Here is an 11,803-nt window from a genome sequence, read left to right on the forward strand (position 1 = left end):
CGCGTGGCAGCGGCCGCAATCGGGGTGATCATCGCGTTCCTGATCGTGCCGAGCGGCGCGGTCTGGGCCGATGAGATCGGGCCATCGCCTGCGCCGCCCGTCACGGACGCGGAGCCCGCCGCCGAGACCCCGCCGGCCACTGCGCCGCCCGAACCCGGCGGCGAGGCGACCGAGGGCGAACCGACCGACGGTGAGCCGACCGACGACGCCGAGGAGCCGACGACGCCGGAGCCCGAAGCGGCGCTCGAGCCCGTCGTGCCGATCGCTCCGACGGTGCCGCTCTCGCTCGACACGCTGGTCTCGTCGCCGAGCGTCGCCCCGGCGCCGGAAGCGCTCGCCGCGGAGGTCGCCCCGCTCGTCGCACCGGTGCCGCCCGTCGGGGCATCCGACGCCGCGCTGATCGCGTGGGTCGGTGCGACCGAGCCGGCGATGAAGATCACCCTGCAGGCGGCGCTCAACGCCGTGCCCGCGGGCGGCACGGTCGGTGTCGTGCCCGGCGCCTATCGATTCGCCAGCCAGCTCGTCGTCGCCCGGAGCACGGTCGTCACGGCTTCCGCCGCCACCACGCTCTATGGCAGGTGGCTCGTGAACGCGGGCGGCCTCACCGCCGACGGGATCACGCTCAGCGCGGCGGCCAACAGCCAGAGCGTCGTCACGCTCGGCGCGGCGGCAGCGGATGTCGCGTTGACCGACCTCGTGATCACGAACTCGACGTCCGACGGCGCGACGCCGTTCACCGCCACCACCGGCGTCAACCTGGCGGCATCGCAGCGCACGCAGGTGATCCGGCCCACGATCACCGACGTCTCGATCGCGCTCGCCCTCGCGACCTCGACCTCGGCCGATGTCGAAGACGCCGTCGTCAGCTCGGTCGCGACCGGCGCGTCGATCACCGCCGCCAACGCGAACGCCGGCCCGGTGTTCGACGGCGGCTCGTTCACCGTCACCGCCGCGGGCATCGCCCTCGGCGCCACCGGAGCTCCGTCCATCACCGGCATCACCTTGCTGGGTGCCGGCGTCGGGGTCGGCGTCAACGTCAACAACGCCACCGCGCTGACGCTGGCCGACTCCTCGGTCACGGGCTTCGCCAGCGGTGTCGTGCTCGCCAACGCCAATGCCGGCGCGGGGCCGACGATCACGGACACCACGGTGGGCGCGGCGACGATGGGCGTGAACCTCGGCACCTCCCAGACGCCGCAGCTCGACACGGTGACGGTCACCGGCACCGGCGTCGCCGGAACGACCTACGGCATCTACGTCGCCAATTCCACGGGGGCCGTCATCGAGACCCCTGCCGTCTCGGGATTCGCGAGGGGTGTCTACGCGGTCGATGCGAGTGCCGTCGCGGGGCCGACGATCACCGCCGGCACGATCGCGGCGAGTTCGGTCGGCATCGGCCTCGGCGCGACGACCGGCGCGAGCGTCACGGGAACGCAGCTCTCCGGGCCGGGCGCCGGCACGACGTACGGGGTCAACGTGCTGAACGCCTCCGACGTGACACTCGCCGATCTCGTCGTGACGGGATTCAACCGGGCGATCCAGGCCGCACCCGACAACGCCGGCACCGGACTGCGGGTCACGGCACCGACGATCGTGGCCGTCGGCGCGAAGTCCGTCGGCGTGGGGCTCGGCTCCATGGTCGACGCCGTCGTCGACGGGGCGGACATCTCGGGCGACGGCGCGGCGGGCTCCACGGGGATCGCGCTGGGCCGAGCGCCCGCCGCGACCGTGACCGATCCCGTGATCTCCGGCGTCGTCTGGGGCATCCAGGAGCAGCGGGTCACCCTCGCCGCTCCGATCGCCGGACCTGCGATCACCGGAGCGCGGATCACGGGCGTGGGCAGCGGCATCTACCTCGCGAGCAGCTCGGGTGCCACCGTCACCGACACCGTGCTCGACATGACCGGTGACGGCATCACGGGGCATGAGGCGCAGGACGTCACGATCGACGGCGCGCAGATCACGGGACATCCGTCGTCGACGCCGCTCGCGCAGCAGGGCAGCAACGGCATCCGCTTCTACTACTCCGCGGCGATCGCGGTCGCCGACGTCCACGTCACGGGCGGTGCCACCGCGTTCTACTGGGACATGACCGACGGAGTCACGGTCGAGGACTCGTCGGCGAGGCAGACCGAGTGGTGGGCGACGTATGCGGAGTCGGTCACCGGGTACGTCGTGCGCGACAGCGCCTTCGATGCGAACGCCGCGATCGGCAACCTCACGATCAACCCGTCGAACGTGCCGCCCCTCGACCTCGCGCGGGTCAGCAGCGACGTGCTCTTCACCGGGAACACCTTCACGGACAACCCGAGGGGGCTCTACCTGCCGCTCGGCGCCAGGGACATCGTGCTCGCCGGGAACGACTTCTCGGGCACCGCCGAGTACGTCGTGCTGGCGGCCCCCGTGCACGGGCTCGAGATCACCGGAAACAGCATCGACTTCGAACCCGCCTCCGCCCGGGCGGAGGCGATCACGGTGCGACCGCTCTACGAAGACCTGTACCTGCCCGGTTCCGCATCGTCGTCGGGAATCAGCGTCACCGAGAACGTCTTCACCGGCTCGGGCCCGTTCCTCGGCGTCGGGACCCCGCCACCGCTCCTCGGCGACCCGATCCGACTCGGTGACCCGCTCCCTGTCGACGTGGCGCTGCCGGGTCCGCCGGCCGACGACATGCCGGGCCTCGACGGCGCGACGCCGCCACCCGACCCGGAGTTCGCACTGCTCGGCCTGTCGATCGTGCCGTTCGCCATGGTGGCGCCGGTCGAGGGGCGTCGCAGTCTGAGCGACACCATCCACGTCGCCCTCAACACGTTCCCGCAGGACTCGATCGCGATCGTCGCGCACCCGAACGCCGAGGTCGGCGAGGACTCGGATCCGACGAACGACATGATCGACGGGAACGTCGCCGTCGACGCCCGTGAGGAGACCGAGGACGGTCAGAACGACTGGGGATCCGCGTGCGGTCCGCGAGTCGAGGCCACCGGCTACGACGGTGGCGGCGCCTTCATCCTCGAGGTGCGCACGACCCAGGTGCTCTACCCCGAGTTCTGCGACCCTGAGCCGCCGACGCCGCCCGCACCCGCACCGGCGCCGACGCCGGGTGGTGGCCCCGCCGCAGGACTGGCGGCATCCGGTTGGGATCCGTCGACGGGGGCGCTGGTGGCGCTGCTGATGGCCGCCGCGGGCATCGTCGCGGTCGCCCGCGCACGCATGAGCCGCGCGCGGGCCCGGTCGGGCGTCAAGCGGTGACGGCGCCGTCCTTCCAGACGCGCCCGATGAGCGGCACGCCGGGCCGATAGGCGAGGTGCACGTGGCTCGGCGCCGCGAGCTCGACGAGGTCGGCCCGCATGCCCGGGCGGATCGCACCGACATCCGTTCGCCGCAGGGCCGCCGCGCCGCCCGCGGTCGACGCCCAGAGCGCCTCGGCCGGGGTCATGCCCATGTCGCGCACGGCGACGGCGATGCAGAACGGCAGCGAACTCGTGAAGCTCGAGCCCGGGTTGCAGTCGCTCGCGAGGGCGACCGTCACGCCGGCCTCGATGAGCCGGCGCGCATCGGGGTAGGGCTGGCGGGTCGAGAACTCGACGCCCGGCAGGAGGGTCGCGACGGTGTCCGATGTCGCGAGCGCCGCGACATCCGCATCGCTCAGGTAGGTGCAGTGGTCGACCGAGGCGGCGCCGAGCTCGACCGCGAGCTGCACGCCGGGCCCCTCGCCGAGCTGGTTGCCGTGCACCCGCACGCCGAGGCCGGCCGCTGCGCCGGCTTCGAGCACGCGTCGCGACTGCTCGGCGGTGAAGGCGCCGCGCTCGCAGAACGCGTCGACCCATCTCGAGTGCGGCGCGCACGCGTCGAGCATCTCCCCGACGACGAGGTCGACGTAGGCCTCGGCGGCGCGGTCGGCGTCGCCGCCGAACGCCGGGTCATCGCGGAACTCGAACGGCACGACGTGCGCGCCGAGGAAGGTCACCTCGTCGGTGACCTCGCGGGCGAGGCGCACGAGACGTGCCTCGTCGGCGACCGACAGGCCGTAGCCCGACTTGATCTCGAAGGTCGTGGTGCCCTGGGCGTGCAGCTCGGCGACGAAGCCGGCGAGCCGGGCCCGCAGCTCGTCGTCGCTCGCAGCCCGCGTCGCGGCGACCGTCGAGCGGATGCCGCCGGCCTCGTACCGCTGGCCGGCCATTCGCGCGGCGAACTCCGCGGCGCGGTCGCCGCCGAAGACGAGGTGCGAGTGGCTGTCGACGAAGCCCGGGATCACGGCCCGGCCGCCGGCGTCGACGACCTCGACCTCGGCGTCCCAGAGTGAGCGGTGCTCGTCGCCGTCCCGGCGGTCCTCGCGTTCGGTGCGCCGCTCGCGTCGCTCGGCGACTCGAGCATCGGCGTGCGTCGCGCTGCCGACCCACGCGATGCGGCCGTCTTCGACGAGCACCGCCCCGTCGCGCACGATGCCGAGCGGCCCGGCCTCGCGATCGGGCGAGGGGTCGTTGGTGACGAGCTCGCCGATGCCGGTCAGCAGCATGCGCCCCGCGGCGCCCCCGTCGCTCATGCCTCGAGCATAGGCACGCGCAGGCCGCGTTCGCGAGCGACCTCGACGGCGCGGTCGTAGCCCGCGTCGACGTGGCGCATGACGCCGGTGCCCGGGTCGTTCACGAGCACGCGGGCGATCTTCTCGGCGGCCAGCTCGGTGCCGTCGGCGACGATCACCTGGCCGGCGTGGATCGAGCGGCCGATGCCGACGCCGCCGCCGTGGTGGATCGAGACCCAGGTCGCGCCCGAAGCGGTGTTCAGCAGCGCGTTCAGCAGCGGCCAGTCGGCGATCGCGTCGGAGCCGTCGGCCATGGCCTCGGTCTCGCGGTACGGACTCGCGACCGACCCCGAGTCGAGGTGGTCGCGGCCGATGACGACCGGGGCGCTCAGCTCGCCCGAGGCGACCATCTCGTTGAACTTCAGCCCCGCGAGGTGCCGCTCCTGGTAGCCGAGCCAGCAGATGCGCGCGGGCAGGCCCTCGAAGTGCACCTTCTCGCCGGCCTGGGTGATCCAGCGGCGCAGGTGCTCGTCGTCGGGGAAGAGCTCGAGGATGGCGCGGTCGGTCGCGGCGATGTCGGCCGGGTCGCCCGAGAGCGCCGCCCAGCGGAACGGGCCCTTGCCCTCGGCGAAGAGCGGTCGGATATAGGCGGGCACGAAGCCCGGGAAGGCGAACGCGCGGTCGTAGCCGCCGAGCTCCGCCTCGCGGCGGATCGAGTTGCCGTAGTCGAAGACCTCGGCGCCGGCATCCTGGAACTCGACCATCGCCTGCACCTGCTTCGCCATCGACGCGCGGGCGCGATCGGTGAACGCCTCGGGGTCGGATGCCGCGAGCTCGTGCCACTCGGCCACGCTCACGCCTTCGGGCAGGTAGCTCAGCGGGTCGTGGGCGCTCGTCTGGTCGGTCACGATGTCGATCGCGACGCCGCGGGCGAGGAGCTCGGGGAAGACGGTCGCGGCGTTGCCGACGAGCCCGACGCTGAGCGGCGTGCGCGCCTCCTTGGCCGCGAGCACGCGGGCGATCGCATCGTCGAGGTCGGAGGTCATCTCGTCGAGGTAGCCGTGCTCGACGCGGCGGGCGAGGCGCGAGGCGTCGACGTCGACGATGAGCACGACGCCCTCGTTCATGGTCACGGCGAGGGGCTGGGCGCCGCCCATGCCGCCGCAGCCGCCCGTGAGCGTCAGGGTGCCGGCGAGGGTGCCGCCGAACCGTGCGCGCGCGATCGCGCCGAAGGTCTCGTACGTGCCCTGCAGGATGCCCTGGGTGCCGATGTAGATCCACGAGCCGGCGGTCATCTGGCCGTACATCGTGAGGCCCTGCTGCTCGAGCTTCCGGAACTCGGGCCACGTCGCCCAGTCGCCGACGAGGTTGGAGTTGGCGATGAGCACGCGCGGCGCCCACTCGTGCGTGCGGAACACGCCGACGGGCTTGCCCGACTGCACGAGCAGCGTCTCGTCGGCCTCGAGGCCCTCGAGCGTGCGCACGATCGCGTCGAACGACTCCCAGTTGCGGGCGGCCTTGCCGGTGCCGCCGTAGACGATGAGGTCGTCGGGCCGCTCGGCGACCTCGGGGTCGAGGTTGTTCATGAGCATGCGCAGCGGCGCCTCGGTCTGCCAGCTCTTCGCGGTGAGCACGGTGCCGTGGGCGGCGCGAACGGTGCGGGGGCCGGCAGGTGCTGCGGTGGATGCGTCGGTCATGCTCCGATGCTCGCGCACCCGGCGGTCACCGACAACGGATGTCGCGGGCATGCTGTCCGGGATCCCAGACGAGCGCCACGATGGGCCGCGATGGTCGGTCGTGCCGGAGGTCAGCCGAGGCCGATGCCGCGCGCCGCCATGAACGGAACGGCGTCGACGGCGGTGCCGTCGAGACGCACCTCGAAGTGCAGGTGGCAGCCGGTGGATGCGCCCGTGCTGCCCACGGCGCCGATGAGCTGGCCTGCCGCGACCGCGTCACCGGGGTTCACGAGGATGCCGCCATCGGAGAGGTGCGCGTACCCGGTCGAGACGCCCGAGCCGTGCTCGAGCAGGATCCAGTTGCCGTAGCTGCCGTTCGTGCGGGCCTCGACGACGATGCCGCCCGTTGCCGCGAAGACCGGGGAGCCGCAGCTCGCCGCGACATCCGTGCCGCGGTGGAACTCGTTCACGCCGGCGAGCGGCTTGTTCGGCCGGGGGCCGAAGCCGTCGGTCTGGTTGCCCGAGACCGGGGGAGCCCAGCCCTGCTCGCTCAGCTGTCCGGCATCGCGCGGCAGCGAGTCGATGAACGAGACGCTCGTCGCGGCGACGCGCGTGCGCAGCCCGGAGAGGTCGGAGCGAGCGGATGCCACGGCGCGCTCGGCGTCGGCGACGGCGGCCTGCGCCTCCTCGACCGGCACGGCGTCGACGTTGGCCCAGGCCTCGGCGGCACGCTCCTCGGCGACATCGGCTTCGGCGGCACGCTTCTCGGCGATCTTCTGCAGCTTCTCGGCGTCGCCGGTGATCTGGTCGACGCGTGCGACGCCGCCGAGACCGGCGAGCAGGTCCTTGCCGGAGCCGAACGCGGCGGCCATCGACGTGAGCGAGCTGTCGCCGCCGCGAGAGGCGGCGAATGCCGCGGCCCCGGCGGCGTCGGCGTCGGCGCGGGCCTCGTCGGCCTGCTCCTGCAGTTGCGTCGCCAGGGCGCGTGCCTCGGTTCGCGTCGACTGGGCCGTCTCGAGTTCTGCTTCAGCCGTGCGCAGCGCAGCAGTCGCCCGATCGAGCGCCGTGCGTGCTCCGAGCAGCGAACTGAGCTGCGGGTCGCTGCCGCTCGAGATGCGGGCGTACGGGCCGTTGCCGACGAGCAGCGGGGTGCGCGGGGTCGTGACGGGCGGCGTGACCGGTGGTGCGGTCGGCGGCGTCGTGGCAGGCGGGTCGGTCGGAGTCGGCGTCGGTGTGGGAGTCGGCGTCGGAGTCGGTTCCGGTGTCGGCGTGGGAGTCGGCTCGGGCGTCGGAGTCGGCGTCGGCTCCGGCGTGGGAGTCGGTGTCGGTTCCGGCGTCGGCTCGGGCGACGGTGACGGCGCGGGCTCCGGTTCGGTCGCATCCGTCGACTCGGACGGCGTCGCACCCGTGTCCGTCGTCTCGGACGTCGCCGGGGCGTCGGGAGGGGTGACCTCTTCTGCTGATGCCGTGGTGATACCCGAGATGCCGAGCACGATGACGGCCGCTGCGGCCGCCATGGCGAGTCCGTCGGGCCGAGCGCGTCGCGCTCGGAACGGGTCGTGCGGGCCGGGCATTCGTTGCATCAGCGACATAGGGTTCCGTTCATATGCCGGCTTCGGGGGCCGGCATATGACTCAGTCTCTCAGCGCAGGCAGGTCGGCACAACACCTGAGCGCGTCGATCTCGCGCCCTCTTCGGGGCACATGTCGATGCTGCTCAGTCGAGTGCGCCGGCCGCCGACGTCGCCGCGATGACGACGTCGCCGTGCGCGACCATGCTCGAGATCGCTTCGATCTCGGGGGAGAGGAAACGGTCGGGTCCGGGCACCGCCCCGGTCTCCGCGACGAGCGAGACGACGGCCCCGGTCGCGGTACCGGGAGCGAGGGGCGCCCGAAGTGCGAGCCCGCGCGCCGCGGTCATGACCTCGATCGCGAGCACGCGGGAGAGCCCGTCGATAGCGCGGCGGAGCTTGCGCGCCGCCGCCCAACCCATGGAGACGTGGTCCTCCTGCATCGCCGACGAGGGAATCGAGTCGACGGATGCCGGTGCCGCGAGCCGCTTCAGCTCGGAGACGATGCCCGCGGCGGTGTACTGCGCGATCATGAGGCCCGAGTCGACGCCGACCTCGTGCGCGAGAAAGGGCGGCAGGCCCTGGTTGCGCGCCCGGTCGAGGAACCGGTCGGTGCGCCGCTCGCTCATCGACGCGACATCCGCCACCGCGATCGCGAGGAAGTCGAGCACGTATGCGACCGGTGCGCCGTGGAAGTTGCCGTTCGACTCGACGCGGCCGTCGAGCGTGAGCACGGGGTTGTCGACGGCACTCGCGAGTTCGGCGTCGGCGACGGATGCCGCGTGCGCGAGCGTGTCGCGGGCGGCGCCGTGCACCTGCGGTGCGCAGCGGAGCGAGTACGCGTCCTGCACCCGCGTGCACTCGGGTCCCTTGTGGCTCGCGACGATGGGGGAGTCGGCGAGCAGGCGCCGCAGGTTCGAAGCCGAGATCGCCTGGCCGCGCTGCGGGCGGAGCGCGTGCAGGTCGGCGGCGAAGACGGCGTCGGTGCCCATGAGGCCCTCGACGCTCATCGCCGCCGCGATGTCGGCGGTGGTGAGCAGCATCCGCAGGTCGTCGATCGCGAGCGCGAGCATGCCGAGCATGCCGTCGGTGCCGTTGATGAGGGCGAGGCCCTCCTTCTCGGCGAGGTGGAGTGGCGTGATGCCGGCGGCGGCGAGGGCCGTCGATGCATCCGCCGGCTCACCGGAGGCGTCGCGCACCTCGCCCTCGCCCATCGCCACGAGCGCGCAGTGCGCGAGGGGGGCGAGGTCTCCGGAGCATCCGAGCGAACCGTACTCGCGCACGACGGGTGTGATGCCGGCGTTCAGGATCGCCGCGTAGGTCTCTGCGGTCTCGCGTCGCACGCCCGTGCGGCCGGTCATGAGGGTCGAGAGGCGCAGCAGCATGAGGGCGCGCACGACCTCGCGCTCGACCTCGGCCCCGGAGCCGGCGGCGTGCGAGCGCACGAGGCTCGCCTGCAGCTGCGCGCGGCGGTCCTCGGCGATGAACGTCGTGGCGAGCGCACCGAAGCCCGTCGAGATGCCGTAGTGCGGCTCGGGGTCCGCGGCGAGGCCCTCGACGATCGCACGGCTCGCGGCGACGCCGTCGAGCGCGGCCGGGTCGAGCACGACGGATGCCCCGTGGCGCGCCACCGCGACGACGTCGTCGATGCCGAGGGGGCCGGTGCCGACGGTGACGGATGCCGCGGCGCGGGCGGGTGCTGTGGCGATGCTGCTCATACCTCCGATTCCACACCGCCCTCGTGCGCGCGGGAAGCGCGTGGGGCCGGTCGCCGTCCGGTATCCCAGACTCCCGCGTAGGATGAGCTCGGAGGCGACGATGGAGCAATCGAAGGTGCCGGCGGCCGATCAGACGCTCGCGATCCTCACGCACCTCGCGTCGCAGCGCGGGCCCGTGCCCGCCGCCACGATCGCCTCGGCGCTCGGCATCCCGCGCTCGACGGTCTACCACCTGCTGGCCGTCATGCAGGAGCGGGGCTTCGTCGTGCACCTGCCCGAGGAGCGCCGCTACGGCCTCGGCATCGCCGCCTTCGAGCTGTCGAGCGGCTTCTCGCGCCAGCAGCCGCTCGCGCGCCTCGGCCGGCCGCTCGTCGCGACCCTCGTCGACCGGCTCGGCGAGAGCGGGCACCTCGCGGTGCTGCACGGGCGCGACGTGCTCTACCTCGTCGAGGAGCGCGCGCCCCGGCGGCCCTCGCTCGTCACCGATGTCGGGGTGCGCCTGCCCGCGCACCTCACCGCCACCGGCCGGGCGATGCTCGCCGTGCTGCCGCCCGCGCAACTGCGGGCGCTCTACCCCGACAAGGCCGCGTTCGCCGGTCGTGCCGCGTTCGCCGGCGACGGCCCGGAATGGAGCTACGGGCGACTGAAGCGAGTGCTCGCCGTGGTGCGCGAGCAGGGCTGGGCCGGGGAGGACGGCGAGGTCACGGGCGGGCTCGCGTCGGTCGGCGCGGTCGTGCGCGATCACGTCGGCTGGCCCGCGGCGGCGGTCGCGGTGACATATCCGGATGCCGCGCCCGAGGCGGACGTCGCCGGGTACGTGTCGGCGGTGCAGGAGGCCGCGGCGACGCTCGCCCGCCGCATCGGCACGCCCCGCTGAACGGCGAGGCCCTGCGCCGAGCAGCGACGTCCAGCTTCCGTCCACCCCGCACCGGTACGGTGAGGTCGCCGCCGAGCACCGATCATCGACCCCGACCGAGAGCCGAGACACGACCTTGCTGACGACCGCCGACGACCACGGCTTCACGGGCCTCACCGGATTCGCCGCCGACGTGCTGAATTCCCTCGGCGACATCGGCGTCGGGGTGCTCGTATTCCTCGAGGTCCTGATCCCGCCGATCCCGAGCGAGGTCATCCTGCCGTTCGCGGGATACCTCAGCCAGTCGGGCGAGCTCCACCTCGGGTGGCTCATCCTCTGGTCGACGCTCGCCTCCGTCATCGGCGCCCTCGTGCTCTACGGCCTCGGCGCCGCCGTCGGCCTCGATCGGGCCATCCGCTGGATCGCGTGGACGCGACTCGTCAGCCGCACCGACCTCGACCGCGGCGCCGAGTGGTTCCACCGGCACGGCCGCTGGTCGGTGCTCGTCGGGCGCATGATCCCCGGCGTCCGCAGCCTGATCTCGCTGCCCGCGGGCGCCGATCGCATGCCGCTCGCCTGGTTCTGCCTCTTCACCGCCATCGGCTCGGGCCTCTGGAACACGCTGCTCATCGGCGTGGGCGCCGCGCTCGGCACCCAGCACGCGCTGCTCGAGGAGTACCTGCAGTACCTCGACTGGGTCGTCTACGGTGCGATCGCGATCGCGCTCGCCGTGCTCGTCATCCGGCGCATCCTCGAGCACCGGCGCGTGGTCGACGAGGCATCCGCCTGATCACACCGGTTCCGGCCGGTCTCAGCGGGCGGCGGGAGCGAGCCAGCGTCGCAGCACGCGCGTGACGAAGGGCAGCGCCCAGAACGTCATGATCGGCGTGAGCAGCAGGGTGGTCGCGAGCACCTTCCAGACGACGGCGAGGTCGTTCCAGCCGGGCACGAACGCGGTCACGAGCAGCGTGAAGGCGAGGTTCACGGGGAAGAACCCGAGCCAGATCGTCACCGCCTGCTTCCAGCGCGGCGGCGCAGGCGGCAGTTCGTCGAGCGACGCGGATGCCGCGGCATCCGCCACCGGCACCGAACCCGTCGCCGGGTCGTCGAACCAGCCCTCGATGCCCGTGCGGCGCCTGCTGCGCTCCGAGCGCACGAAGCCCTCGCCCATCGAGAGCCACCAGGTGCGCTCGGCCGAGCGCTCCCACGCGTCGAGGGTCTCCTCGCTCGCGAAGCGGTAGAGCATGTGCCAGACCTGCGATCCCTCGCCGGCGCGGACCCAGCCCGAGCCGAGGAAGCCCGGGTACTTGGCCGCGAGGTTCACGCCGGTCTGCACCCACGCGGTCGCCTCGGAGATGCGCTCGGGGTCGACCTCGCGTCGGATCGAGACGGTGATCGGTTCGTGGTTCATGGGCCCCCGGGGTGTTCTCGTGGCTGGCGAATTCTGTTCGCGAGACTCTG

At 72.9% G+C, this 11,803-nt stretch carries 8 protein-coding genes; 3 read left to right on the forward strand and 5 right to left on the reverse strand.

Features of this window, described 5'->3' with window-relative positions; all coding sequences use genetic code 11:
* The first annotated feature begins 3 nt into the window (after positions 1 to 3).
* Positions 4 to 3,249, forward strand: coding sequence for a right-handed parallel beta-helix repeat-containing protein (locus tag ACFTQE_RS00090; protein WP_376923148.1), 3,246 nt, complete (start codon positions 4 to 6; stop codon positions 3,247 to 3,249).
* Here the strand turns inward: ACFTQE_RS00090 and hutI are convergent.
* The 4 genes from hutI to hutH all read right to left on the reverse strand — a co-directional run bounded on the left by hutI (position 3,239) and on the right by hutH (position 9,486).
* On the reverse strand, positions 3,239 to 4,543 hold the full coding sequence (gene hutI / locus ACFTQE_RS00095; RefSeq protein WP_376923149.1) for an imidazolonepropionase: 1,305 nt from the start codon (positions 4,541 to 4,543) through the stop codon (positions 3,239 to 3,241). The two genes, ACFTQE_RS00090 and hutI, sit on opposite strands and share 11 nt — an antisense overlap.
* A complete protein-coding gene (gene hutU / locus ACFTQE_RS00100) occupies positions 4,540 to 6,219 on the reverse strand; it encodes a urocanate hydratase (RefSeq protein ID WP_376923150.1) in 1,680 nt (559 codons plus the stop codon). Before hutU ends, hutI begins: the two co-directional genes overlap by 4 nt.
* 110 nt (positions 6,220 to 6,329) lie before the next feature.
* On the reverse strand, positions 6,330 to 7,781 hold the full coding sequence (locus tag ACFTQE_RS00105; protein ID WP_376923151.1) for a M23 family metallopeptidase: 1,452 nt from the start codon (positions 7,779 to 7,781) through the stop codon (positions 6,330 to 6,332).
* A gap of 133 nt (positions 7,782 to 7,914) precedes the next feature.
* A complete protein-coding gene (gene hutH, locus ACFTQE_RS00110) occupies positions 7,915 to 9,486 on the reverse strand; it encodes a histidine ammonia-lyase (protein ID WP_376923152.1) in 1,572 nt (523 codons plus the stop codon).
* 100 nt (positions 9,487 to 9,586) lie between these two features.
* Here hutH and ACFTQE_RS00115 point away from each other — a divergent pair, with 100 nt between their 5' ends.
* Together ACFTQE_RS00115 and ACFTQE_RS00120 are read left to right on the forward strand one after the other, a co-directional pair.
* Entirely contained in the window at positions 9,587 to 10,363 is a 777-nt protein-coding gene (locus tag ACFTQE_RS00115; RefSeq protein WP_376923153.1) for an IclR family transcriptional regulator, read from the forward strand.
* 118 nt (positions 10,364 to 10,481) lie between these two features.
* Positions 10,482 to 11,132: a DedA family protein gene (locus tag ACFTQE_RS00120; RefSeq protein ID WP_376923267.1), complete on the forward strand. Its 651-nt coding sequence runs from the start codon at positions 10,482 to 10,484 to the stop codon at positions 11,130 to 11,132.
* 21 nt (positions 11,133 to 11,153) lie between these two features.
* Here the strand turns inward: ACFTQE_RS00120 and ACFTQE_RS00125 are convergent, their stop codons facing one another.
* Positions 11,154 to 11,753: an antibiotic biosynthesis monooxygenase gene (locus tag ACFTQE_RS00125; RefSeq protein WP_376923154.1), complete on the reverse strand. Its 600-nt coding sequence runs from the start codon at positions 11,751 to 11,753 to the stop codon at positions 11,154 to 11,156.
* Positions 11,754 to 11,803: the final 50 nt, after the last annotated feature.

Origin of the sequence: Agromyces sp. NPDC056965, assembly GCF_042673425.1 — a bacterium.
In the GTDB taxonomy this organism is placed as follows: domain Bacteria; phylum Actinomycetota; class Actinomycetes; order Actinomycetales; family Microbacteriaceae; genus Agromyces.

Excerpts from the sequence above, each read along its gene's own strand:
- hutI (WP_376923149.1), bottom strand. The coding sequence starts at position 4,543 with ATGAGCGACGGGGGCGCCGCGGGGCGCATGCTGCTGACCGGCATCGGC.
- hutU (WP_376923150.1), bottom strand. The coding sequence starts at position 6,219 with ATGACCGACGCATCCACCGCAGCACCTGCCGGCCCCCGCACCGTTCGC.
- ACFTQE_RS00105 (WP_376923151.1), bottom strand. The coding sequence starts at position 7,781 with ATGCAACGAATGCCCGGCCCGCACGACCCGTTCCGAGCGCGACGCGCT.
- hutH (WP_376923152.1), bottom strand. The coding sequence starts at position 9,486 with ATGAGCAGCATCGCCACAGCACCCGCCCGCGCCGCGGCATCCGTCACC.
- ACFTQE_RS00115 (WP_376923153.1), top strand. The coding sequence starts at position 9,587 with ATGGAGCAATCGAAGGTGCCGGCGGCCGATCAGACGCTCGCGATCCTC.
- ACFTQE_RS00125 (WP_376923154.1), bottom strand. The coding sequence starts at position 11,753 with ATGAACCACGAACCGATCACCGTCTCGATCCGACGCGAGGTCGACCCC.